This is a genomic window from Thermobifida fusca NBRC 14071 = JCM 3263 (assembly GCF_001592045.1).
GTDB lineage: Bacteria > Actinomycetota > Actinomycetes > Streptosporangiales > Streptosporangiaceae > Thermobifida > Thermobifida fusca.
Genome location: NZ_BCWB01000012.1, coordinates 1 through 23,967, shown reverse-complemented (window position 1 = coordinate 23,967; position 23,967 = coordinate 1). Strand labels below are relative to the sequence as shown.

General features: G+C 70.3%; 21 protein-coding genes and 2 pseudogenes. 10 read left to right on the top strand and 13 right to left on the bottom strand.

Annotation, left to right across the window (positions count from 1 at the left end):
- Positions 1-37: 37 nt before the first annotated feature.
- The 5 genes from TF1_RS02010 to TF1_RS01990 all read right to left on the bottom strand — a co-directional run bounded on the left by TF1_RS02010 (position 38) and on the right by TF1_RS01990 (position 9,362).
- Entirely contained in the window at positions 38-4,723 is a 4,686-nt protein-coding gene (locus TF1_RS02010; protein WP_061783580.1) for a DEAD/DEAH box helicase, read from the bottom strand.
- A complete protein-coding gene (locus TF1_RS02005; RefSeq protein ID WP_061783579.1) occupies positions 4,720-8,127 on the bottom strand; it encodes a hypothetical protein in 3,408 nt (1,135 codons plus the stop codon). The genes TF1_RS02010 and TF1_RS02005 overlap by 4 nt, the downstream gene beginning before the upstream one ends.
- 257 nt (positions 8,128-8,384) lie before the next feature.
- Positions 8,385-8,717, bottom strand: a complete 333-nt coding sequence (locus tag TF1_RS16090) for a hypothetical protein (protein ID WP_011291573.1) — start codon at positions 8,715-8,717, stop codon at positions 8,385-8,387.
- A 70-nt stretch (positions 8,718-8,787) separates the two neighbouring features.
- Entirely contained in the window at positions 8,788-9,114 is a 327-nt protein-coding gene (locus tag TF1_RS16085; RefSeq protein ID WP_016188499.1) for a hypothetical protein, read from the bottom strand.
- Positions 9,111-9,362, bottom strand: a complete 252-nt coding sequence (locus tag TF1_RS01990) for a hypothetical protein (protein WP_041427861.1) — start codon at positions 9,360-9,362, stop codon at positions 9,111-9,113. Before TF1_RS01990 ends, TF1_RS16085 begins: the two co-directional genes overlap by 4 nt.
- Before the next feature lie 347 nt (positions 9,363-9,709).
- Between TF1_RS01990 and TF1_RS01985 the strand changes: the two genes are divergently transcribed.
- The 5 genes and pseudogenes from TF1_RS01985 to TF1_RS01975 all read left to right on the top strand — a co-directional run bounded on the left by TF1_RS01985 (position 9,710) and on the right by TF1_RS01975 (position 13,261).
- Positions 9,710-10,018 (top strand): Scr1 family TA system antitoxin-like transcriptional regulator, encoded by a 309-nt coding sequence (locus TF1_RS01985; protein WP_011291575.1) that lies wholly within the window; start codon positions 9,710-9,712, stop codon positions 10,016-10,018.
- A gap of 11 nt (positions 10,019-10,029) precedes the next feature.
- A pseudogene (locus TF1_RS16625) lies at positions 10,030-10,242 on the top strand (Scr1 family TA system antitoxin-like transcriptional regulator); the annotation flags it as partial.
- Positions 10,243-10,393: 151 nt separating this feature from the next.
- Entirely contained in the window at positions 10,394-10,639 is a 246-nt protein-coding gene (locus TF1_RS15690) for a DUF397 domain-containing protein (protein ID WP_081430403.1), read from the top strand.
- A gap of 504 nt (positions 10,640-11,143) precedes the next feature.
- Positions 11,144-12,058, top strand: a complete 915-nt coding sequence (locus tag TF1_RS01980; RefSeq protein WP_011291577.1) for a hypothetical protein — start codon at positions 11,144-11,146, stop codon at positions 12,056-12,058.
- Positions 12,059-12,409: 351 nt separating this feature from the next.
- Positions 12,410-13,261: an SAM-dependent methyltransferase gene (locus TF1_RS01975; protein WP_061783578.1), complete on the top strand. Its 852-nt coding sequence runs from the start codon at positions 12,410-12,412 to the stop codon at positions 13,259-13,261.
- A gap of 102 nt (positions 13,262-13,363) precedes the next feature.
- Here TF1_RS01975 and TF1_RS01970 read toward each other — a convergent pair whose 3' ends face one another.
- Positions 13,364-13,870 (bottom strand): DinB family protein, encoded by a 507-nt coding sequence (locus TF1_RS01970; RefSeq protein WP_061783577.1) that lies wholly within the window; start codon positions 13,868-13,870, stop codon positions 13,364-13,366.
- A 584-nt stretch (positions 13,871-14,454) separates the two neighbouring features.
- On the opposite strand from TF1_RS01970, the gene TF1_RS01965 reads away from it, so the two are divergent.
- Positions 14,455-15,336, top strand: a complete 882-nt coding sequence (locus TF1_RS01965) for a hypothetical protein (RefSeq protein WP_104612997.1) — start codon at positions 14,455-14,457, stop codon at positions 15,334-15,336.
- A 509-nt stretch (positions 15,337-15,845) separates the two neighbouring features.
- Positions 15,846-16,031, top strand: a complete 186-nt coding sequence (locus tag TF1_RS01960) for a hypothetical protein (RefSeq protein WP_227480842.1) — start codon at positions 15,846-15,848, stop codon at positions 16,029-16,031.
- Positions 16,032-16,217: 186 nt separating this feature from the next.
- Here TF1_RS01960 and TF1_RS01955 read toward each other — a convergent pair whose 3' ends face one another.
- Both TF1_RS01955 and TF1_RS01950 read right to left on the bottom strand, forming a co-directional pair.
- On the bottom strand, positions 16,218-16,532 hold the full coding sequence (locus TF1_RS01955; RefSeq protein WP_011291584.1) for an AzlD domain-containing protein: 315 nt from the start codon (positions 16,530-16,532) through the stop codon (positions 16,218-16,220).
- Positions 16,529-17,260 carry an AzlC family ABC transporter permease gene (locus TF1_RS01950; RefSeq protein WP_061783576.1) on the bottom strand — a complete coding sequence of 244 codons (732 nt, stop codon included), beginning with the start codon at positions 17,258-17,260 and terminating at the stop codon, positions 16,529-16,531. Before TF1_RS01950 ends, TF1_RS01955 begins: the two co-directional genes overlap by 4 nt.
- A gap of 309 nt (positions 17,261-17,569) precedes the next feature.
- Here TF1_RS01950 and TF1_RS01945 point away from each other — a divergent pair, with 309 nt between their 5' ends.
- The 3 genes from TF1_RS01945 to TF1_RS01935 all read left to right on the top strand — a co-directional run bounded on the left by TF1_RS01945 (position 17,570) and on the right by TF1_RS01935 (position 20,784).
- On the top strand, positions 17,570-18,232 hold the full coding sequence (locus TF1_RS01945) for a PaaI family thioesterase (RefSeq protein ID WP_061783575.1): 663 nt from the start codon (positions 17,570-17,572) through the stop codon (positions 18,230-18,232).
- A 696-nt stretch (positions 18,233-18,928) separates the two neighbouring features.
- Complete coding sequence (locus tag TF1_RS01940) at positions 18,929-19,732, top strand: NAD-dependent epimerase/dehydratase family protein (RefSeq protein ID WP_011291587.1); 804 nt, start codon at positions 18,929-18,931, stop codon at positions 19,730-19,732.
- 137 nt (positions 19,733-19,869) lie between these two features.
- The gene (locus TF1_RS01935) at positions 19,870-20,784 is read left to right on the top strand and encodes a serine/threonine-protein kinase (protein ID WP_011291588.1); all 915 of its coding nucleotides are present in this window, start codon (positions 19,870-19,872) and stop codon (positions 20,782-20,784) included.
- Here the strand turns inward: TF1_RS01935 and TF1_RS16620 are convergent.
- The 5 genes and pseudogenes from TF1_RS16620 to TF1_RS01915 form a co-directional block, all read right to left on the bottom strand.
- On the bottom strand, positions 20,745-21,560 hold the full coding sequence (locus tag TF1_RS16620) for an ABC transporter ATP-binding protein (protein ID WP_394326520.1): 816 nt from the start codon (positions 21,558-21,560) through the stop codon (positions 20,745-20,747). The two genes, TF1_RS01935 and TF1_RS16620, sit on opposite strands and share 40 nt — an antisense overlap.
- 69 nt (positions 21,561-21,629) lie before the next feature.
- A pseudogene (locus TF1_RS16615) lies at positions 21,630-22,451 on the bottom strand (ABC transporter transmembrane domain-containing protein); the annotation flags it as partial.
- Between the two features lie 37 nt (positions 22,452-22,488).
- Complete coding sequence (locus TF1_RS01925; protein ID WP_011291590.1) at positions 22,489-22,905, bottom strand: lasso peptide biosynthesis B2 protein; 417 nt, start codon at positions 22,903-22,905, stop codon at positions 22,489-22,491.
- Positions 22,902-23,174 carry a lasso peptide biosynthesis PqqD family chaperone gene (locus TF1_RS01920; protein ID WP_011291591.1) on the bottom strand — a complete coding sequence of 91 codons (273 nt, stop codon included), beginning with the start codon at positions 23,172-23,174 and terminating at the stop codon, positions 22,902-22,904. The genes TF1_RS01925 and TF1_RS01920 overlap by 4 nt, the downstream gene beginning before the upstream one ends.
- Positions 23,155-23,967 (bottom strand): asparagine synthase-related protein (locus tag TF1_RS01915; protein WP_255266124.1); only part of this gene is annotated, 813 nt, incomplete at its 5' end. The genes TF1_RS01915 and TF1_RS01920, both read right to left, overlap by 20 nt.

Here is a 23,967-nt window from a genome sequence, read left to right as displayed (position 1 = left end):
CGGGTTTCCGCGGGGGCCGTGCCCCCTCCCCGACCGGTCAGGTCAGCGAGTGCAGCGCGGCGAGCGCGTCCCTGCGCACCAGCAGGTCGTGGCGGGTCTGGTTGCGATAGGTGCGCAGACACCCGTAGCAGGACGTCTCTTCCCCGCACTCGCAGTTCTCCACCCGTTTCCGGGCGGCGAGCAGCACTTCGCGGAAGTGCGTGGCAATCCGGACGGCGCCGCCTGCCCCGCCAGGCACCGTGTCGAACAGCACCAGGCTGGTGGTCTGCCCGGCCTGGAAGAACAGGGTGCCGTCGATGTCGTCGCGGCTGATCTCCAACGCGGCTGACGCGCCTTCCAGCAGAGCGTACAGCAGCGAATACCGGGTCTGGGGCGACGCTGTGGTGATGTTCAGCTTCCCGTGGAAGGTGATGTCCACGAGGTCGGTTTCGTACTTGTGCCCCAAGGACAGGCGGCTGAGCGGGCCGGTGCACGGGATGCCTTTGAGCGGGTGCGTGTGCTCTTTAGGACGCTTCTGGGCTGCTCTGCCGCCCCAGCCGCACCATTCACAGATCCAGAATCCGCGTCCAGACGGCCCTTCGGAGAGCGCCACGAGTTCCCCGCGGCTGCCTGCCAGGCACACCACTTCGCCTCCGCTGGGCAGCGGCCACCGTCGTTCCACGGGGTCGACCGCGAGCCGGAGCACGTGGGTAGAGCCGTGCCAGGACCGCTGCGGCGGAGTTAGGCCCGCGGCTTCCGTCTTGGGCAGGGCCACGAAACCGAACTCGGGAATGCAGTACTCGGTGGGCGTGCCGGTGGCTGCGGTCCCGCAGGCCGCACAGACTTCAGCGAGCCGTTCCGTGCTCTCCGCGTAGTAGCCGCAGGTGTCGCACACCCGGTAGGAGAAGCGGCGCAGCTCCCGCCCGGGCAGCCGGTACACCCCGCCCGACTGCCATTTTCTGCTGCCCGCCACGATCTCCACGCCTGGCGCGTACTCGTAGATCGCTGAGGTGAGGTCGCGGGCCAGCTCAAGTTTGCTGCCCACCGGCTCTTCGGCATGGTGGGTGCGCAGTTCCACGGTGTCGACGGGGAATCCGTACTTGGGCAGCACGTTGCGGGTCGCCAGGAAGCTGAGCAGCGAGCGGCGCACGATGGTGTTGATGGTCTTCCCGAACCGCCCAGCCAGCAGGTCGTTGCGTTTCTCAAAGGCTGCCACGCGGCGGCGTTCAAAGTCGGCGACGTCCTGGTCGACTTCGAGACGCAACTGCTCCAAGTGTTCGCACAGTTCGGTAACCCACCGGTCGTCGTCCACCCCGATGTCGGCGGCCACGTTGCTCGGCAGAATGCGCCGCAGTGCGGCCCTGATCTCCTCAGGGACCGGGGTGAGGAAGTCAGCCACGCGGGTCACCGGTGCGGGTGCTCCGTTCTCCCCGGGCAGGAAGAACGCGCCGACGGTGGCCCAGGCCTCCCCGGTGGCGCGGTGCCAGTGCCGGAAGAACGCGGCCAGCGCCACCGAGTGGGCGTGGCGGCGGGCGATGCGCTCGTTGGCGAGCGGCACGTAGGGCGCGCGCACCTGCCCGGCGATCATCTGCTCGGGCTCCTGGTAGCGGAACAGGTCGTGGGAGCGGCGCTGGGCGTGCGTGACCACCAGCGCGGCCGAGTCGGTGCGCCGCCCGGCGCGTCCGGCGCGCTGCACGTAGTTGGCGGTGGTGGGCGGCATGTTGTGCAGCAGCACCGCCTGGAGCTCGCCCACGTCCACGCCGAGCTCGAAGGTGGTGGAGCAGGACAGCATGTTGACGCGGCCCTCGACGAAGTCCTCCTGGATGCGGGCGGCCTCCTCGGTGGACCACTGCGCGGTGTGCTCCTGGGCGCGCAGCACCACCGGGTTGAGGCTGCGGTAGAGGCGCCGGTAGTGGTCGTCGTCCGCCTCGGGGGCGGGCGGCGTGAACGGGTGGAGCGTGCCGGGGCAGTTGAGGGTGGGGCACACCCCGCGCACCGACACCGGGTGCAGGCGGCGGCAGCTGTCGCACTGGTGGAGCGGGGCGTGCGCGCCCACGGGGGCCAGCAGCAGGGCGGTGTGGTCGACCCGCCACACCGTGCCGAGGACGCGGTCGCTGTCCGAGCACAGCCACCCCTCGCCCTCGCGCCCGCCGCCCAGCCCGGTGAGCAGCTTCCAGGCGCCGCGCAGCAGGTCCTCGGGGGTGAGCGAGGGGTCGGCGACGCCGAGCCGGTCCAGCAGCCGCCGCAGGTAGTCGACGCGGCGGTTGCTGGCCTGGCCGGGCAGCCAGGAGATCACCTTCCGCTTGGGGGCGGGGCCGCTCTCCCGCACGTAGACGGGGCCGCGCCGGGGCGCGAACGCCTCGTCGTCGGGGGCCACCCCCTCGGGCATGGTCAGCGCGCCCTGCTGGCGCAGGGTGCGCACGAGCTCGCCGAGCAGGTCCCACGCCTCGTCCTCGTCCAGCCCGAGCATCCGGGTCAGCGCCGGGGGCAGCCGCACGCCCTCGGGGCGTTCCATGCGGACGCGCAGCAGGCCGCGCCCCTCCAGGGACTGCCGGTCGTCGGTGGCGACGAGCTCCCGCATCACCCACAGGCCGGCGGCGTGCTCCCGGCGCTGGCGGGAGACGCGCCGCTCGAAGTTCCCGGCGCGCGCGGCCCGCCGCGCGGTGTGGCCGATCAGGTCGTCGACCCGGAAGTCGTCGGCGGCGTCGAAGCCGTGCTCCAGCCCCTCGAGGATGAGCCGCCGCTGCTGCAGCAGCGAGTAGCTGTGCTCCAGGTAGGGCGCGAAGAACGCGGCGGCCTGGCGGCTGTCGCTGAACGTGAGCAGTTTGCGGCCCCCGCCGGGGCGGTCGGCGCGCCCGGCGTCGGCGTCCTCGGGCAGCGCCTGGTAGAGCGCGGTCGCCACCACGGCCGCCGCGGCCTCGTTGCCGCTCTCCAGGCGGCGCACCGTGTCGAGGCCGCGCGCCCCGCAGGACAGGCAGCCGCTGGGGCGGCCGTTCCTGCTGCGCAGCTTCCGCACCGCGCGCACGGCACGGCCCGGGCAGCCGGAGACGCAGGCGCGCGCCGCGGTGCCGAGCGCGCCGCAGCCGACGCACAGGTGGTCGTCCTCGGGGGTGGTCCGCGCGACGGGCTCCTCCAGGGTGTCGTCATCGTCGTCGACGGCGATCGGGGAGTCGCCCAGGTGCAGCCACAGGACCTGGTCCTGGGGGCGGCGCTGGGGCAGGAAGCGGACCGCCGCGTCCTCGGCCGCCGTGGTGCCCACCAGGTAGGCGTCGCCGCAGCGTTTGCAGGCGGCGAGCTCGAACGCGGGCGCGTGGCAGTCGGGGCAGTGCTCGTGGCGGGAGAGCCAGACGTGCGGCCCCTTCCCGGACAGGCAGGTGAACGCGCCCTCGGTGGCGCGGGTGAACAGGTGGTAGCGCGCGGAGAGCAGCGGGTTGCCGTCGGGGTCGCGCACCCGGCTGCCCAGGGCGACCAGGGCGGCCAGCGCGGCGGCGGGCCGCACGGTGCCGTCGTGCTCTCCGGCGAAGACCCGCACGGCCAGGTCCTCCAGCGGCTGCGGGCCGCCGTCGGCGAGCAGGGCGCGCAGTTTCCGCATGCGCTGTTCGGCGGCGAGCACCCGGTAGGCGTCGCCGTCGGGGACGCCGTGCCGCCGGGCGGCGGCGACGAGCTCGGCCCCGGGGTCGGCGGCGCGGCCGATCGCCGCGTAGTCGGCGGCCGACAGCGGCCCCCACGGCCGGCCCGGGGCGTCGGTGCGGCGGGCGGCGGTCACCAGGTCCTGCCGGTCGGGGTCGGTCGCGTCCCACTCGAACGGCGCGTCGAAGAACAGCCGGGACGCGAACGTCATCACCGCCTGCGGGTCGTCGCCGACGGTGGCGCTGGTGGCGATGCACTGCAGGCGGCGGCCGGGGGCGACCCGGTCGCGCAGGCGGCGCAGCAGCATCGCCAGTTCGGCGGCCTTGGCCCCGTCGTAGACGTGCGCCTCGTCCAGGGCGACGAACCGCCAGTGCCCGGCGTGCTCGCCCTCGAACAGGTCGAGGTCGGCGGGGCGCAGCAGCAGGTACTCCAGCATCGCGTAGTTGGTGAGCAGCAGGTGCGGCGGCCTGCGCCGCATCTGCTCGCGGCTGATGAGCTCGTTGGGCAGCGGGTCGCGCTGGCCGTGCAGGCGGTGGTAGGAGTCGAGGGCCTGCCGGTCGCTGTCCTTGGTCTCGCCGGTGTAGCGGCCGAAGGTGATGTGCGGGCTGCCGGAGAGCAGTTCCCGCAGCCGTTTGAGCTGGTCGTTGGCGAGCGCGTTCATCGGGTACAGCAGCAGCGCGCGCACGCCCGGCCCGAGCTCGCCGCGCCGGTGCTGCTCCTCCAGCTCGTTGAGGATGGGCAGCAGGAAGCTCTCGGTCTTGCCCGACCCGGTGCCGGTGGCCACCACCAGGTTGCGTCCGGCGCGGGCCTTGCGGATCGCCTGCTCCTGGTGCAGGTAGAGGGGGCGGTCCAGGTGGATCGCGGGGCCGCCGGGCGCGGCGAAGGAGGGCGACAGCACGCCTTCGGCGACCAGTTGGCGCGGGGTGGCGCCGGTCCGGTAGGGCGGGGTGGCCTCCAGCAGCGGCCCCTTGGTCAGCAGCGGGCTGCTGCTGATCTGCTCCTCCAGGGCGTCGGCGAGTCCGCGGTCGCGCAGCGGCAGCAGGGAGCGCAGGTAGCGGCGGTAGCTGTCACTGATCAGGGCGCTGACGCCGATGGGGTCCAGGGTGGTGGTCACGCGGTCGGCTCCTTGAACAGTCGGGCGCGTTCGGTTCCGGCGAGGGTGAGTTCGGCGAGGACGAGGTCGACGGCGGCGAGGTCGGGGGCCGCGGCGGCCAGTTCCGCCCACTCCTGCCGGTAGCGCTCCACCAGCCGTCGGCAGTCGTCCACGTCCCGGGCGGCCAGGCGGGCGGCGGTGGCCAGCGCGGCGGACAGGGCGGGCAGGTCGCGCCAGGACCCGGGCCGGTCGGGGCGGCGGCTGTCGATCAGGGCGCGTGCCGCTGTCCGGTAAGCGTCGGGGAGCCGGTCGCACACCGCGGCGGTCAGCTTCAGGACGGTGGCCGCCCGGGAGCGCACCCCGTGCAGCGCGGTGCTGTTGCGCACCCCGAACAGGGCGAGGGCGGCCTGGGAGCGGTTGTCGGCGTCCAGCAGCGCCCGGGGCACCACTCCGGCGGCCCGCCACGCGGCCCTGACCTGAGCCTCGGGCATGCGGGCGAGGTGTTCGGCGGAGGCGTCGAAGCGGCCGACGCGGGCGTGCGGGTCGGCGTCGCCGGCCAGCAGTTGCGCGGCGGCGGGCCCGCAGCTGTGCTCCAGCTCCTCCAGCAGTTCGGCGTGCTCGGGCCGCTGCCGGGCGGGGTCGGTGGGGATGCGGGGCAGCAGGTCGCTGGTGGCCAGGGCGGCCGCGGCGGGCAGCCGCTGCCACAGCCGGACCGCCTCGTCCACGGTGACCCGGTCGTGCTGGGGTGCGGCGGCCAGGCCGCTGGCGATGAGGGTGCGGACGCTGTCGGCGGGGTCCAGTCCGGCGGAGCCGTGGGCGAGCAGCGCGGTGACGGGGTGTGCGCCGAGGGCGCGGGCACAGGCGTCGACGGCGGCGCGGTCCACGCCGACGGAGACGAGCCGGTCGGCCAGGCCCACGACCCGCCACAGCCGGGCGGCGGTCTCGTCGGTGCCGCGCAGCCGGTCGGCGTCGGCCTCCCCGGCGAGGACCCGGGAGAGCAGCACCTCCTCGGGGTCGTCGGAGTCGGGGACGCCGGGCGCGGGGCAGGTGAGCCGGTTGGCGTCGCGCCGGTCGGGCCAGTCGGGCCACTCCGCCGCCGACCACGGGTCGTCCACGGCCAGCAGCACCTCCAGCGGGCCGCCGTCGCGCAGGTCCTCGGGCAGGGCGATGCGGCCGTCCTTGGACACCGGCACCACCCGGGGCGGCCGCCACGGCGCGCGGTGCGGGTAGAGGGCGGCATCGACCCCGGGCATGCCGGGGAAGTCCGCCAGGACGACGGCGCCGTCCTCCTGGTGCGCCCCGGTGGCCAGGCGGCGCGGGCTGACCACGGCGACGTGCAGGACCCGGTCCCGGTAGGGGGCGGCGATCCGCAGGTGCCGGTGGGCGGCGGCGGTGTCGCCGATCTGGGCGATCGGGTAGCGGACGGTGGCGCCGCCCCGGTGCGCCGCGGGTTCCACCCGCTGCACCACGTCCTCACCGGAGATCACCGACAGCGGCCCGGGCAGCCCGCTGTCCTCCTCGCCTTCGGGGAGGCGCAGCAGCAGGTCGCCGACCCCGGTCACGGTCTCGGTGGCCAGCCGCAGCGGCTGGGGCCGCCACTGGGGGCTGGGGTCGCCGGTGCACAGTACGGCCAGGTGCGGCGGGCGGACGGTGACGGCCAGTTCGGCGGCGGCGGTGCGCAGCCGCGCCGCGAGCGTCGCCTCGCCGGAGCCGAGCCGCTGCGCCTCCGGTTCGACGTCCAGCCCGTCGGGTCCGGCCAGGACGGCGTCCACCGGTTCCAGCCCGGTGGGGGTGAGCGCCCGGAAGGCGGGCTCGTAGCGGGCGGTGAGCCCTTCGGCGACGGTGAGGTGGCGGCGCAGGCCGCGGCCGAGAGGGCCGCGCACGGTGACCAGGAACGAGCCGAGCACGGGGCGGGGCAGGCCCTCCAGCGGGCTGACGCGCTGCCCGCTGCGGCCGGTGGCGCCGGCCAGCAGCCGTCCGGTGTCGGCGTGCAGCACGTCGATGTGCCAGTCCACGGCCTCGCCCTCGGCGTCGGGCAGCACCACCACGGGCAGGTCGGCGTGGACGGGGGAGCCGGACGTGGTCGACACGCCCCGCACGGGAGCGGACTGGTCGAGGTGGGGGCGGGCGCGGCCGTGCACGAGGCGCTCGGGGCAGCCCTCCAGGCCGATCCGGTCGCCGCGGCGCAGGGTCACCCGCAGCAGTGTCCACCCCTCCCAGCCGTAGGGGGTGTCGCCGACCAGGTCGTCGCCGGTGTCGCCGCCGGAGCGCAGCAGGGCCCGGTCGGCGGGGTGCAGCAGCCACAGGCGGCCGGGCGGCAGCGCGAGCCGGGGGTCGAGCGGGTCGCCGTCGTCGGTGAAGACGAGCAGCGGGTCCTCGGGGTCGACCAGCGGCAGGTGTTCGGTGAAGCCGGTGTCGCCGAGTTCCACGCGGACGGTGCGGCTGGGGGCGGGCAGCGGGAACAGGGTGGGGGAGGCGGTGCCCGCGGCGGCGGCCCACCGGCCGTGGCCGCGCACCTGGTACGTGCCGCTGTCGGTGGTGATGCGCCAGCGCACGATGTGGTCGTCGCTGTCGCCGATGACGGGCAGCGCGACGTGCACGCCGTGCGCGTAGGGGTCGAGGCGCAGCCGGGGCCGGGCGCCCTGCTGCCGCCGGGGGCCGCCGGTGGCGGGGCGCGCGACCGGGGTCCCCGACGCGGCGGCCCGTTCCAGGGCCTCGCGGGCGGGGGCGAGGAAGCGCGGCGGCAGGCCCACGGACCGGCAGTCGGCGTCGGGGTCGTCACGGAGCCGGTCGAGCAGGTCCAGGCAGCGGTCGACGACCTCCAGGGCGTAGTCGCCGCCCTCGGTGATGAACCGCCGCGCGGGCACGTCGAGGCTGTTGAGGCGGTGCCGTCCGGACACGGCCCAGTGGTGGAAGGCGGGGGCGTCCAGGCCGGGGGTGCGCACGCTGCGTTCCAGCAGCAGGGTGAACACGTCGCCCAGGCAGTAGGTGGGGATGCCCGCGTGCATGAGGATCGGCGTGACGTAGGGGAAGTGCTCGTCGGGGAAGGGGTCCAGGCCCAGCCGGTCCAGGGCGCCCAGGAACGCCTTCCCCCAGGTGTCGGCGTCCTGCCGGGCGGCGGGCACGCGGGCGGTCTCCCACAGTGCGGGCCAGAACGCGCCCTGGGAGTAGCGGGCGGTGGCGATGCCGGCGGTGACGGCGGCCACGCAGGCGGGCCAGCGGAGCAGACGGGGCTCGCGTCCCCGGTCGAGGGCCTGGGTGAGGACGCGGCCGAGCGCGACCGCGGCCTGGTCCAGGTGTTTCTGGGGCAGCACGGTCTCGCTGACGAGGGAGCGCGACTCCAGGCGGGGCCGCCACTCGGCTTCGCGGATGTCGAGCAGTTCGGTGGGGGTGACCTGGCGGGGCTTTCGGTCAGGGGAGGGCATGAGGGCTCCAACACGCGGGGGCGGACGCGAGCGGGGGCGGGGCCGGAACGGGGGAGTTACGTTGCTGCGAACTTAGATGATGTACGAAAACTATGTCAATCCCATTCTGTTTCGTCTGTTGTTGTTTGGTGCTCGGTGTACACAGACTGGCTGGAACGTGCCGCCGTGTCCGGTTCTCCGAGGTCGCGGAGGAAGAACACCGCCGGGCCGGGAGGGCGTCCCGGCCCGGCGGCGCACTCTCCGCTCCCCGCCCTTGTTCACAGGGGGCAGACGGAGACGGTCACGGCGAGGCAGGCGTACCCGCCGAGGAGCGCGCCGAGCAGCGCGGCCAGCACGATCAGCTCCCGCTGCTCTGCAGAGCACTCTCGGACACGCCGGTGCCGGGCGTGCCGGCCGCGGGACCGCCGCGGCCGGACCGGCTCCGACGGCGGGGGAGCGTCGGGGCGGACCACGCGGTGCGGCGGGTGCGGCTCCCGGCAGGCGTACATCCAGGCGGGCAGCACGGTCTCGGGCGGGTCGTCGGGCACCCAGGGGCGCGGCGGGCGCATCCGGGGGCGGGGCGGCGGCGACGGCGGAACGGACACGGGCATGGTGCGGCTCCGTGGGGGTCGGGACGGCCGGGCGGCCGTCGGGCGGAAAGAAGGTCGTGGTGTGCCCGGGTCAGGTCGGGGGGTTGCGGGTGACCTGGCGGGGGCGGGCGATGGTGTGGCCGGACAGACGCAGCGAGGGCGGAAGGCCCGGGGAGTCGGTGTAGCCGGTGACGGTGCGGGGCGTCGGGTCGCCTCTCAGCCACACCCGGGTGCCGACGGGGTAGGCGGCGCGCAGTTCGGCCTCGCGGCGGGCGCGGGCCACGGCGGCCAGGCGGGCGGCCAAGGCCTCGATGCGGCGGGTGGACAGCTCGGCGCCGTCGCGCCAGACCCGCTGGCCGCGCACCCGGTAGACCTCGTCGGTCTCCTGCCCGTCCGGGGTCTTGGGGGTGGGGGTCATGCGGGCTCCTCGGGCTGGTCGGTGGGCTGGTCGGGGGCGGCCGGCAGGCGCGGGGTGGCGTAGACCCAGCGGCCGTCGACCTCCTGGTAGAGGCCGGTGACGCCGCGGTTGGTCAGCAGGAAGTAGCGTTCGCTGCCGTGGTCCTGGGCCATGCGGTCCAGGTGGGCGGCAGTGAGCACCAGGCCGTCCAGCGGCCCGGCGTACAGGGTCACGAACCCCTCGCCGGAGGGGGCGGTGTCGTGGTCCATGGGTGCGGTTTCTCCACTGGTCGGGCGCCGCGCAGGGGGTGGTCCCCTGCAGCCAGCGCGGCGGACAGGTGAGTGCGGGTCGGGCGCTGCGAGGGGCGGGCTGGCCGGGGGACAGCCTCACCGCGAAGAACCCTTTTCTATAGGGTCCACTCATTTGGAGTTTTAGTCGATTTCAATAGTGGATCCAGTTGGTTTGTGTTGAGATGTAGAGCATGGTGGACACCCAACACCCGGTGCGGATTCGGTTTGGGGTCGAGCTGTGAAGATTCAGGCAACTATCTGGGCTTTCGCAGGCTGAGGTGGCCAAGGCGAAAAAATGTTTCTCCGTCGATGTTCAGTGCTATTGAGTGGGGAACACGACTTCCCACAAAGGATTTTGCGGAAAACTGGACGCTGTCTACAACACAGGAAGCTCCTTCACCCGGCTGTGGATCAGCCTTGCAAGCCGGGAAGGAGCGCCTGACTGGTTTGCTGGCATCATCGCTTTGGAGCGGGTAGCAACCGAGCTCCGCGAGTACCAAACGGTCCTCATCCCTGGACTTCTCCAGACAGAGGACTACGCGCGAGTGGTCATGCGTGAAGGGCGTCCTATTGCGGGGAAAGACGAGATCGATCGGCTTGCGGAAGCTCGCGTCAAACGGCATGAAGTAAAGTAGTTGAGGGACCTGACAGGCCGCTACTGTGGTTCGTTGTGGACGAAGTCGTCCTCCGCCGCCGTTTCGGAACGCCAGAGATTATGCGAGACCAACTTCACCATATAGCGAAATTGGTGGACGAGGACCGAATCAAGTTCCAAGTGATTCCCCAGGACGTCTGGTATCCCATCCCGGACTGTCCGGACCGTTTCGCATCATGGCGTTCTCGGATCGCTCACCACTAGCTCATGCAGAGCACATGATGGGGAATTTGTCACTGGCACACTTGAAGATATACAGCGATGCAACACTATCTTCGGTGCGCTGCAGGCGGAGGCCTTGCCTCGACGTGAACCCCCTCAAGATCCTTCATGAAGCGAGAGGAGAACTCTCGCGATCAAGAGCCTTGACTGGCGTAAATCCAGCTGCAGCGGCGGTAACGCGGGAGCTTGCGTCGAGGTCGCCATTTCCTGGCGCAAGTCCAGTCACAGCAACCAGACCGGCGGCAACTGCGTTGAGGTCGCTGGGACTCCCGAGTCAGTCCTGGTGCGTGACATTCAGAACCGACACCTCGGTCACCTGGGTTTCATCCAGGCTGAATGGGTCGCCTTCCTCGCAAGTGTCAAGAACGACCGGTTGTAGCCGGGAAGGCTCAAGAGCATCCACTGCTGTATCAGCAGATGCCTCTCAGGCTTGTTCGTCCAGCTCCTCGACCAGGTGAGCCCGGCGGTCTCGGCCTGCCCGCAGCCAGGCACTTTCGATAGCGAACCCGGACTCCAGGTGTGGCGGCACGGACTTGTCCCGCCACCGCCGCACCCCTTTGTCCCACTAGCCGGTCACGCCCTGTGCAGGCGCGATGGTCAACCGTGCCGGTCGTAGGAACAAGACTCCGTTTCCCAGGGGGCACCTGCTGGCGGTGTGGCGATAGCCCGTTGCTGTCGACTGCGCCGCCTCTCGGCGCTGAGCGGTCAAAGGCGGGCAGCCCAGGACACTCTACCGAGAGTTAACATGGCTTCACTTAATCAGCGAAAACTTTGCAAACATAGTTTTGTCGTGGTGTAATCGTCACACGCTCTTCGGGTTGCGGGCTTCTCGGCTGAGGGCCTCGAGCCTTGCGGTATCCATCCCCCACCGTTGAGGAATGCCATGAACTGTCCCCGCTGCACTGCACCTGTCCGCGGTCCGTTCTGCAGCCACTGCGGTCTTCCCCTGGGGCCTGCCGCCGTCCCACCGCAGACGCCGGCTCCCCACGCCTCGCGTAAGGCTGCCTGGCTGGTGATCGGGGGAGTGCTCAGCCTGGTGCTCCTGCTCATCCTCGGTTTCCTCGCCGTCCAGTACGGCCCGCGCCCCACCCGCCCCACTGACGTCGCAGTGTTCCTCGAAGAGTTCGAGGGACAAGGGAGTTCGCTCGATCCCTTTGTCCTCGTCTACGAGGACGAGGCGGAAGGCACGGTGGTCTACGCCTCGGTGTCGGTGGAGGACGACCTGGGCGGCAGCATCCCCGCGGACTGGAAGGAGCAGTTCGAAGGGGTCCTCTGGGCACTGTGGAAGTACCTGCCCGGCCGTTTCGACCTTGCCGTGGTCGGCACCCACTACTCCGGCTCCTACTACAGCCGGTACATGGGACGGGTGACTCTGCGCGAGGAGTTCGGTCCCCGGCCGTCCGGGCTAGACAGTGCACCCCCGGTGCATGACGAGAGCAAGCCGACTGAGGAAAGGCCGGGGGAGTGCGCGAGCGCGGGGGAGTGGGCCCGCTTCTGTGACCGGGCGCCCCTCATGATGGACACTCCGGAAACCCTCGCCCTGGTCCGGAAGACCTGTCCGGGAACGGTCCGCTTGTCCTCCCTGCCTGCACCCGCTGCGGTGACCCGGTGGGACGGCCTCCTCGACCGGACGAGCGCCGTTTTCATGCTCAACGTGCCGAAGGAGGAAAGGCCAGACCTGGTTTTCCTTGACCATGGCGAGGATGCGGCGGAGTATCTGAGCGTCTCCTGCAGTGTCCGGGGCACCCGCACGTCTGAGACCTACACCCGCAGGGAATACGAGTCTGCGCTGCGCTGAGCCAGCACCAAGGTGCTGTCCGAAAAGAGGGGTTTTGCGGGTTCTTTTTGCGGCGTGCGAGCAACAATGATCATGGCGAGACGCCTGGTGCTGGTGGAGGGGCGGTGTCTGCTCAGCGCAGGAATCTCTGCGAAGCCCAGGACTAAAAACCGGCAGAAAGTCATAAGTGCGACATTTCGATTCCTTATGAGGAAATGGGTTGCGGGCGTCGTGACCACGGGAAACGAGCGTGCTGCGGCGATGACGGTTGAAATATGAAATTAATTGCGTCAAAGATCGGTAAATTCTTGCTCTAACGATTACTATCGTCACGACGGCAATGAGCGAAATCCCGTGAGGAGTGTGCGTCAGGTGTCCGGACCGACCCGTCCGATGTCTCCGGAAATCCGTACCGATCAGCCCACCGTCGCCCGAATCTACGACTATGGGATGGGGGGTAAGGACAATTTCGAGGTCGACCGCCAGGCGGCGCTCGCTCTGGTCCAGGTCTCGCCCGAAATGCTCGACGTCGCGCGGGAGAACCGCCTCTTCCTCTACCGCGCGGTGCGCTACCTGGCGCGCGAGGCCGGAATCCGCCAGTTCATCGACATGGGCAGCGGCATGCCCACAAAGAACAACGTGCACGAGGTCGCCCAGCAGTTCCAACCGGACGCCCGGGTCGTGTACGTCGACATCGACCCGATCGTGTTGGCGCACGGGCGTGCGCTGCTCGCCGGAGACGGCAACACCACGGTGATCACGGCGGACATGGCGCGTCCCGAGGAGATCCTCGCCAGCGAGGACCTGCGGGCCCTCATCGACTTCGACCAGCCGGTCGGTCTGCTGTACTTCTCGGTCCTGCACTGTCTGCCGGACAGTGCCGACCCGGGGGGTGCGCTGCGGACCATGCTCGACGCGGTGCCGTCCGGCAGCTATCTCGCTATCTCCCATCTGTGCAGCGACGATGTGGCTGCGGGGGACGCCTTCACCGCAGAGATGCTCGCCCTGGGGCCGTGGGGGCGGGTGCGCCGCCCCGCGGAGCTGCACGCGTTCGTCGCCGGTCTGGAGCCCGTCGAGCCCGGCATCGTCGACGTCGCCCAATGGCGGCCCGACCCCAACCAGCCGCCGCTCAGCCCCGTCCCCGAGCCGCTGCGCCCCTACGTCGGCCGCTCCTCTGAGACCAAGAAGATCTGGGAGCTCGGCGGCGTGCTCCGCAAACCCTGACGTCGGCCGGCAGCGGGCCGTGGAGTGCCGGTCACGGCCCGCGCCAGCAGGCTCGCCACCTCGGGGCGCTGCGTTCCGAGCAGGACGGTAGGCCGCGCTGTCTCAGCGGCCAACCGCGCCGTCGATCTGCTCGCGGAGGATGTCAGCGTGCCCGGCGTGGCGGGCCGTCTCCTCTACCAGGTGCACCAGCACCCAGCGCAGCGAGGGCGCGGGGCCGTGCTCGCGCAGCGACCGCACGCCGGGACGGTGGAGGTCGTCACAGGCCAATGCGATCTCCGTAGTGCGCTGCGCCATCTCCCGATACGCGGCCACCGCTTGGGCCACGGTGTCGTCCGCGGTGATCCGCACCTGACGTTCCCGTCGTGGACCTGTCTCACCGCGGTAAGCCCACATGACCCAGTCGTGCTCTACCGCGGTGAGATGTTTGATCAGCCACAGCAAGCTGGTGCCGGACGGCACTCCAGGGGTGCGGGCCTGCTCGTCCGACAGTCCCGCTAATTTCGCGGTGATCGATTCCCGTAGATAGTCGAGAAAAGCGAGCAGGGTGGTCTTCTCATCGGCGTGGATGGTCGGCGGGCGCACATCGCCGCGTGGGGCAGTACCGGTCATGGGGTGAGACTACGCCCATGGAACACCCCTGCCCGGCAGAGAATTGCCTTCCCATGCAACAATGGGGATTTCGTGGTATCCGAAGTGATCAGAACCTGAGGAGACGGCCGAAAGCTCCTACGATTCTCGGGGATAAAAGCGGGTCTCCGTCGGCCTGGGTAGTCCGGAAGCGGAAGAAGAGGAAAACGCGGTCACGCGCTGGAAACCGCCGGCGGCGGCCATGTCCGGCACACCTGACGGGTGCGCTGCCCGCGCGGGATTTCCGGCGTGCAGGGGTCGGACAGCGCGCACTCACCGCCACGTCGAGGAATTCTGGGGTCCGGTACGTCGCACGCCATTGTGGGGATACGCACCAGATTGGTGCGGTGGTACTGCGGATCCGCGGCGGGGCTGCCGGAAACATCACACCTGGGGATGGAGTAACAGCGCATTATTTCCGAGAGAAATGGTCTACATTGTGGGAGCGCTCCCAAAGAGTGATTGGACCACCGACCATGACTGTTTCTCCATCCCCCGCCCCTGTCGCTGACCGAAGCGCCACGAAGCACCCGCCGGTGTGGTGGCGGCGCACGGTAGGTGCCCTTGTGTTCGCACTCGCCTCCGCAGTGATGGCGGTGGCGGCGCTCACCACCGTCTTCGCGCCGGTTGAACTGTTATGGCCGGACGACTCTTTCCCGTTAGCCCCTGGAGCCGTCATCGCCCTTGGGCTTGCGGGACTCCTGGCCCTCATCGGGCTGTGGGGAGTGCTGCGCCAGACCCTGCACAGCCTCGGCGTGCCGCGAAGCGCCGTGTTCACCACCTTCGCGCTGGTCGTCCCCCTGGGATATGCGATCGTGCGGGCCGCGGTGTACGGCACGGTCCTCAGCGTGTGGTGGACGACAGGGCTTTCCGCGGCCTGCGGGGTGGTGGTCTGCCTGGTGGCTGCCAGCCTGCACAAGCGCAGGACAGTGCCGATGATCCTCACCGGGATCACGTTCGCCACCCTCATCGGCGGGGTTGTCACGGAGAGCCAGGTGACGCAGACTGTGCTGCGCGCTGAATACGACCGGTATTCCGCCATCCCGGTGCTCCGCCACCCCGACTGGACGCTCACCAGCGTGGAGCCCCACCCGGAGCAGCAAGACGTCCTCGTGGAATACCGGCACGTCAAGAAGGCGAGCGCCCAGCCGATCCAGCTCTACGTGTACCGTCCTGAGGAGACGAACGGGCGGTACAAGGGGCAGCCTGACGACCACAGGATCTACCAGGTCATCGAATACGACGGCTTCACCGTGCTCAGCGACCCGTTCAGCGGTCCAGTCCTCCACATCCCCCTCGACATCTCCACCCGGGTACAGGTCGTCTGGGAAGGGGCCAGCCAAGAGGACCTGGTTGAGCTAGCCGGGTACATCGGCGCGGCGACCGATGTCGAACGCGCGGAACTCCGCGGCACGATCGGCGCTTCCCGGTACCGGAAAGTGGCGTAAGCACGGCAGCGCCGCGAGGCGCTCTGTGCCCGCTTTCCCTGCCAGCGGCACCGGGGTCCCGTAACGCCGAGCGACGGTCGGCTTCTCTGCGCAATCGTCCAGCACCGACCGGGCATCCCTCGGCACGTGGGGTGCAGCAGAGCTGACCAGTGCCGCGGTCACAGCCTGAGCCAGGGAACGGCAAGCCTGTGCCACGTCCAGAGTATCCAGGGCATCCACGGACAAGGCCCCCTGGTGGGGTGCCCGTCGAGCCGAGGTGTCTCGGCGGGCAGGCACGTCCGGCGACAGTGCAGCGGCCCTGGCCGACACCGATTTCTCAGAGACGACTTATCCGGATGACTCTGGCAGGGAATTCCGTGTCGCGGAACAATTCTGTGTGCGCAGATGTGAAGAAAAGGGATAAGACCGGGCTTTAAGGTGTTGTCTATTGGTGAGGGCGCTGTTACTCTCGGGCAATATTTGTTCTCCAGGTGAGAAAGGCATTCGCTATGCCTGACAAAGAAGAGGAAATGGCTAGCCCGACCGTCCGCTTCGTGGAGAACAGCGAGACGGCAGCGCAAGGCGACCTGCTGGCCGCTGTGCCCATGGGAGACCTAGACACCCTCCTTGCAGGCGAGACCGAGGAGCGTGCCGCACCAGAGGCGGTGCTCCGGGCGTTCGAGCTCTACCTTTCCCAGGAGACGCAGCGGGGATAGCCCCACCAGCGAACCGACAATTCGGTCGATAAGGGGGCGAAAAGCAGGAATAGGAGAGAAAAGGATTTTCTGTACTCTATTGCTGTCCTGTGACGCCCCCGCGACCGGATGTCTTCCCCAGCGGAAGGACATTCCGAATCCGCTGCACCACCCGGGAAACCCGGGGTGCTGAATTGCTCCGGCGCTTCAGCCCAGTCCGAGCGCCCGCAGGCTCGCCGTGGTCGCCGCGGCGATCACCAGCACGAGCAGAAAAGGGACCCGCAGGAGGAGAGCCACCACCGCGGCCGCGATCCCGCCGAGCCGCGGCAGGTCGACGACCAACTGGTTGCCCTCCGCTACGGTTTGCAGGGCGATGAGCGCGGCCAGCAGGGCCACGGGGACAGCCATCGCGAACCGGCGCACCAGCGGGTGGTCGAGAAGCGCACGCGGCGCCGCCATTCCCGCGTATTTGAGCAGATAGCAGCCGAGCCCGGTGGCCACCACGGCGATCCACAACATCATTTCCCGTCCTCCTCCACCGTGGTCTGCGCGGTGTCCGCGGCACGGTCCCCCAAAGCGAGCAGGGCAGCGATCGACGCCAGCAGCACCGGGACGCCCGGCGGCAGCAGGGGAGTCGTGGCCAGTGCGATCGCGGCCCCCAGCAGCGCGATAGCCAGCACGCGGTTCCCTTCCTTCAACCGCGGCCACAGCAGGGCCAGGAAAGTCGCCGGACCCACCACGTCGAGACCGAAAGTCGCAGGGTCGCCGATGCGCTCGGTCGCGATCGCGCCGATCACAGTGGTGGCGTTCCACAAGAGGAACAGGGTGGCGAAAGTCGTGGTGAAGCCGGCGCGGATGTCTGCCCGCCCGTGCTGCGCCAGAGCCACCGCGGTGGTCTCGTCGATCACTCCGTGAGCGGCGAGGGCCCGCGCTGGGCCGCGCCAGCCGAGGAGCTCGCTCATCCGCAGGCCGTACAACGTGTTGCGGAAGCCGAGGAGCAGCGCGCCCACCGCCCCCGCGATGAGGTTTCCGCCTCCAGCCACCACCCCGGCCAGCGCGAACTGGGAGGCGCCGGTAAACGCCAGCAGGCTGAGCACGCACGCCTGGGCAACAGAGAGGCCCGCGGTGGTTGCCGTGGTGCCGAAAGCGAGGCCGGAGAGGCCGACAGCGAGCCCGACCCCGAACCCGTCGCGGACGGGGGGTCGGCGCGCCAGCGCGAAAAGGCGGGACAGCGGGGTTGGACGATTCACGCCAGAGAACCTAGCCGACCCGCAGCCGAAGACAGAAACCTGACCTGGCTATCGCCGCGGCGGGCGAGACCCCGGTGAAACCGCCATAGCGGAGCGTGCGCGCCCGAAGGGGCATCCGGCCAGCGGTCAGGCGTCCCGTCGCGGACCGTACGGGGGAGGAGGGGACAGGATGTATCAATCCCCGAGAATGTGAATTTCATTCGACTTCCCCGGGGTACAGTAGTCCACAGACTTACTCGTAAGTAACATCGTGGTGGTTGCGGCGATTCCCACCGAGTTCACCTGTGACGAAGGGCTAATGACAATCCCATGACGGTCGATGCACACCCGATCGCTGACCTGCCTAACCCGGCCGACTACGGGTTCACCGTGGTCGACCGCCACGAACTCCCCGAGGAACTCCGCATCTTGGTCGCCCAAGTGCGGGAACTGGTCGACGCTGTGGCACACACGGAGGCCGACCCGGACGAACTCGCCGAAGCCAACCGGATCGTCAAAGAACTCACCGGGCGGCTCAACACCCGCCGCCGTCCCGTCGGCGCCATGGTGCGGCAGACGTGGGACGGCGGACGAATCGACTACAACACGATCGCGAACGCGGTGAGCGGCCCCGCCAACCCGATGGCCCCCCTCCAGAACCTGCGCGTCGAAGGCGACGGCCTCTACGGGGAAGTCACCCTCGACAGCTTCTACGAAGGCCCTCCCGGATTCGTGCACGGCGGGTGGGTCGCCGCCCTCCTCGACCAGGTGCTCGGCGAAGCCACCGCCGTCTTCGGCCGCGTCTGCCTGACCGGCAACCTCACCGTCGACTACCGCCGTCCCACACCGCTCAACACGCCGCTGGTCGTCTCCTCGCGGATCACCGGCGTGGAACGCCGCAAAGTGTTCGTCTCCGGGGAGATCCGCTGCAACGGCGAAGTCACCGCGGAAGGCCGGGCCATCATGGTGCAGTTGGAAACCCCGCCTGCCTAGCCCCACAGTCCACCCCCACGTCCCGTGGGCCGGGAAGGCACCCGAAACCAGCACGGGCGAGCCGCCGCACCAACCCACGGCCCCCAGGCAGGCACTCCCAGCCCTGCGCCCCACCCATCCCCACAAACCCCCTGCTGCCCGACCCAGCCACCCCGCCCCGGCAGCAGAGCCCGCGCCCAGCCGGAGACCCTAAGCGTGCGGGCCGGACACCTCGCCACCCCACGGGTGCACCGGTCCACCCAGGCAGCACACCGGCCCCAGCCCTCTGTCTACGCCGCGCTGCGCCCCGTCCTCAGTTCCGAGGCACACTCGAGCCGAGACCGGCATGGGACATCCGCGCATTCCTGTGCCCGCCGGGTAAGCCATCGAACAGCACCCGCAGGGGAGCAGGCGCCTGCCCTGCCAGGCCCGGGAAGCGGCCAGCAGCCGAACAGCGGTGCTCCAACGCCCCGGGGGGCACAGTCCCACGAGGACACCCCTGAGCGAAGCGGCAGTCAGCCCCGAGGTCCCGCCCGCGAAGGCGCGGGATGCCCGAACCCCGCCTCACACGACCGGCAGGCGGCACCCCCTCTGCCGTCAGCGCCGCCTCCCCGCAGCCAGACACGAAGTACGGAACCCGGCCGGCGCTGCCTGCCTACGCCCTGCGGAAACCGCCCCGGCTTCTCCCCCGATCGGCGCACCTAGAAAGATACGCCCATGACCGAACGCATCCTCATCACCGGTGCAGGAGGCCGGATCGGCACCCTGCTGCGCCCCCGCATGGTCCGCCCCGGACGTATCCTCCGCCTGCACGACCGTCGCCCGCTCGAACCCGGGCCGGGCGTGGAGATCGTCACCTGTGATGCGACCGACCTGGACGCGATGACCGAGGCGATGGACGGGGTGGACGCCGTAGTCCACCTGGCTGCCCGCAGCACCGAAGCGCCGTGGGAAGAAATCCTGCACACCAACATCCACGGCGGATACGTGGCAGTAGAAGCGGCCCGCCGGGCCGGAGTCACCCGCATGGTGCTGGCCAGCTCCAACCACGCCGTAGGATTCCACCCCCGTGCTGCGGGCACCGCCCCCGACTACCTGTTCCCCCGACCCGACACCTACTACGGGGTCAGCAAAGTCGCCCTGGAAGCCCTGGGCAGCCTGTACGCCGACCGCTACGGCATGGACATCATCTGCCTGCGCATCGGCTACTGCGGACCCCACCCCCTCGGCCGCCACGGGCTGGCCACCTGGCTGTCCCCCGACGACTGCGCGAACCTCGTCGAAGCCTGCCTGCGCGCGCCCTCCCCGGGATTCCGGGTGGTGTGGGGCGTCTCCGACAACACCCGGCGCTGGTGGTCCCTGGACGAGGCCCGTGCCCTGGGATACACCCCCCGCGACGACGCTGAAGTGTTCGCCGACAAGTGGGAAGGGGACGCTCCGGAAGAAGACCTCGACCCCGAAGGGCCCACCGTCGGCGGTCTCTTCTGCGAACCCGACCTGGACGCCGACCGCCTCACCTAGCCGGACATCCGCCCACCCGCGGGCACTCCAGGACCACGCCGGGATTTCTCCCCGCACCCATGTGAGAAAAGTGGGCGGTTTGGGAAGTGGCGGCCGGTAAGTGAGTGCCTGACTGGTTTGCGTTCGGGGGGACTTTCATGGCGGTTTCTGGTGAACTGGGCACGGTTCCCTACGCCCTCGTCGACGACGTCGAAAGCACCGACGAACCCGAGGAAGAGCCGGAGCAGATCGGCGGGCACCGGATCGTCGAACGGATCGGCACCGGAGGCGCCGCGGCGGTCTACGCCGCCCTCGACTCCGCAGGCCACTGGGTGGCAGTCAAAGTCCTCCACCCGATGGTCGCCGCCAACACCACTTGCCGGAACCGGTTCGCCCGCGAAGTCGCCCTGCTGAGGGAGGTCGCCGACACGTACACGGCCCCGCTCCTCGACGCCGACATCCACACCGAGCGGCCCTGGCTGGCCATGCGCTACATCGCAGGCCCCACCGTGGGCCGCCGCGTCGACGCGGAAGGACCGCTCATGGGGGTAGAGCTCCTCGAGTTCGCCGCCGGGCTGGCCGAAGCGGTCGCGGCCCTCCACCGTGCCGGGATCGTGCACCGCGACCTCAAACCCGGCAATGTCCTCCTCGCCGGAGACGGCCCGAAGATCATCGACTTCGGGATCGCCCGGCGCACCAGCGAAACCGGCGACGCGGACAGCGGCAAGATCCTCGGGTCCCCCGGGTGGATCAGCCCAGAACAGTTCCACCACCGCGTTCCCGGACCCGCCGCCGACGTCTTCGCCTGGGGCGGCCTCGTCGCCTACGCCGCCACCGGGCGGCGGCCGTTCGGATCCGGCACACTGCGGCAGACCGTGGAACGCGTCCTCCACGGGGAAGCCGACCTGCGCGGCACCCCCAGCCTGCTGCTGCCCTGGGTGCAGGCCGCCTTGGACACCGACCCGGACCGCAGGCCCGCGGCAGCGGAACTCGCCGCAGCAATCGGCGCCCTCCGGGACGGGCACCAGCCCGTTCACGACGCGAGAAGCTGGGCTTCGATCAGCTCCCGGTAGAGGTCGTCGATGAGAAGCAGGTCGGTGTGTCTGCCCACGGCCCGAATCCGGCCGCCTTCCACAACCGCGATCCGGTCCGCGTCCACCACCGTCGACAACCGGTGCGCGATGATGATGACCGTCGTCGTCTTCGCGATAGCGACGACCACGTCCCGCAGCGCGGTCTCGTTGGTCGCGTCCAACTGCGACGTCGCCTCGTCCAACAGCAGCAGCCGGGGCCGCCGCAGCAGGGCCCGGGCGATCGCCACCCGCTGGCGCTCACCCCCCGACAAGGTGGTGCCCCGGTGGCCGACCTGCGTGTCCAACCCGTCCGGCAGCCGCTCCACGAGAGAGGTGAGCCGGGTGAGTTCCACGACCCGCCGGATCTCTTCTTCGTCGGCGTGCGGGGCCGCAAAGCAGAGGTTGTCGCGCAGCGTGCCCGCCAGGATGGGGGCGTCCTGCTCCACGTAGCCGATCATGGACCGCAGCCGGACCAGCGGAATGTCGCGCACGTCGACGCCGTCGATGGCGACCACGCCCTCATGCGGATCGTAGAACCGCTCCACCAGGGAAAACAGCGTAGTCTTCCCTGCCCCGGAGGGGCCCACCAGTGCGGTCAGCCCGCCCGCGGGCACGTCCAGCGTCACATTCCGCAAGGTCCACGGCCCGTCCTCGCGGTACCGGAACGACACCCCGGTGAACGAGACCGAAGCCGCGGAGGTCGCGGCCGGGGTGCGCCGCGGCGGTACGCCGATGTGCTCCACTGGGAGCTGCTCCACTTCCGCGATGCGGCGCATCGCAGCCAGCCCGCTCTGCAGGCTGCTGACCGCCTGCGCCAGTTGGGCGACGAAACCGGTGAGCCGCATCAGGTAGAGCAGGAACGCGATCAGCTCGGAGACGTCGATCGCCCCCATCGCTACCCGGGCGCCGCCTGCCCCCAGCACCACGAGGAACGCGGCCTGCGACGTGACGACAACAGCGACGTTGGTCGCCGCGGTCCACGCCGCGGAACGCACCCCTTCCCGCCACGCGGTCCGCACCGCGGCCTTGGCCGCGCTGATCTCCCGCCGCTCCGCTGAGCTGGCTTTGAGCGTGCGGAACGCGCCCAGTGCGCGCTCCACCAGCGCGCCCACCTCGCCCACAGCCCGCTGCGAACGTTCGTTGGCCCTGCGGATCGGCGGCATCATCATGGCCGACCCCACCCCGATCACCCCGATCACGGCCAGGCACACCAGCAGCAGCGGCAGGTCGATCCAGGCCATGAGCACGATCGAGCCGATCGCGACCAGCAGCGCGCTCCCGGAGTCGACCAGGGCCTGGCCGGCCGCGGAACGGATGTAGGTGGTGTCGGACGTCACCCGGGAGAGCAGGTCGCCGGGCTTGAGCCGGTCGAGCTCGGGCACGCGGAGCAGCAGAATGTGGGAGACCAGGCGTCTCCGGGCCGCGGCGACCATGCTCTCGGCGGTGCGGTGCAGCACATAGGAGCTCAGCCCGGCAAGCGCGGCCCCGCCGACGACCAGCACGGTGAGCAGGGCCAGCAGCCAGCCCAGCGGGGACCCTTCTCCTAGTGCGTCCACCACGGCCATGGCCACCAGCGGCTCAGCCAGGGTGCCGATACCGCCGAGCAGTCCGAGGAGCGCACCGAAGGCCACGGCCCGGCGGTGCGGCCACAGGTGGGCGACGAGCAGGCGCAGGGAGCGGGGAGGAGACAGAGGCACGGCAGGGTCAGTCCACGGTGATCAGACGGCTGAAGTAGTCGTAGCCGACGCCTTCTTCCACGAGGCGTCCTTCGGCCTCCACCCAGGCGTGTCCGATGAACGGCGGGCGGCGGGGAACCCCCACACACCAGGTGGCCCAGGTGCCGCGCATCCGGCACAGCAGTGCGATAGCCAGCGAACGCTGCAGGCAGGCCCGCAGTCCGGCGCAGCGCAGGCTGACCGCGAGCACCGCGTCCCGGGCGGCTTTGGCCTCTTCGTAGGTGGCGGGCCGCACCTCGCCCCGGAGACGCAGCAGGGTAGCGCGGATCCGCTCCGGGGGTTTGCGGGCCAAGAGCCGGGCCGCTCCCACCGCGCAGCGCGCCGCCCACTTCGTCCGCCACGACAGGCGCACGTTGCTGCGCTGCAGCACTACGTTCTCGCTCATGGCAGCGCCATCCCGTTCTCTTTCAGGCTGGTGACGAGCGCGGCGATGTCGCGTTCCGCGTCGGTCCGCTCCACCTCGTATTCGCTGGTGAGGAACTGGGCCACGTCGGCGGGGGAGTGCCCGTCCAGCAGCCGCTGCACGATCAGCGCCGCGGTGTCGTTGAGCTGCCAGTACTCACCGCTGCGGCCGTCCAGCAGCACCATGCCGTAGTCGGTTTGCGCGACTGAGATCTCGGGACGTAGCCGGAATTCAGCTCCTGTTGTCTCCACCGTTTGCTCCTTGGAGGACACGTTCGCGGGACCGCAGCCACAGCTCGACGGTGAGGGTGAGCTCCATGCCCCAGTCCGGGCCCCGGAACGAGTAGGGCTGTTTGACCCGTTCCACGAGCACGTCGGGGTGGATGAGCCCCAGTTCCGCCAGTCGGGACTCCCGCCATATCTGGATGATGCGATCGCGTTGTTCGGTGAACCCCTCCGCAGCGAGCGGAGTGCCGTCGGTCTTCGACTGGCGGGTCAAGAACTCCGCGGGGAGGAGGGAAGCCATGGCCGTTTTCATGAGGGACTTGAATTCGAACGGGTTCATCCGGCCTTCGTGGCGCACCTGAAGGCAGGCCTCCACCACGCGGTCGTCGAGGAACGGCGATTCCATGCGGGGCAGGTCGCTGCTGCCGAGCTGGTGCAGCAGTCGCAGGTCGCGGCCGGCCGCGCGGATCGCGGCCAGGTCAGCGTGCCTGCCTCGGGTCGGGGCGAGAGGCTCCAGCGACTCCAGGACCGCGTCGAAGCGGGCCAGCACGCGCTCGCGCGCCTCGGCGGTCAGCCACGGCCCGCACTTGGGCAGGACGTCCCATCCGAACAGGGAGCGGCGCGGCGGTTCTCCCGTGGCGATGGAGTGCCGGATATCGGCAAGCCATGCGCGGAGGTCACGGCGGTCAGCGAGCGAAGCGAAGGTCTCTGACAGCGACAGTCCCGCCAGGAGGCGGTGGCCGCGGATGAGCGGCAAGGCAGTCCACGGCCGCTGCCAGAGCAGATCGTGGTAGAGGCTGAGCGATCCGGTGAGGAGCTG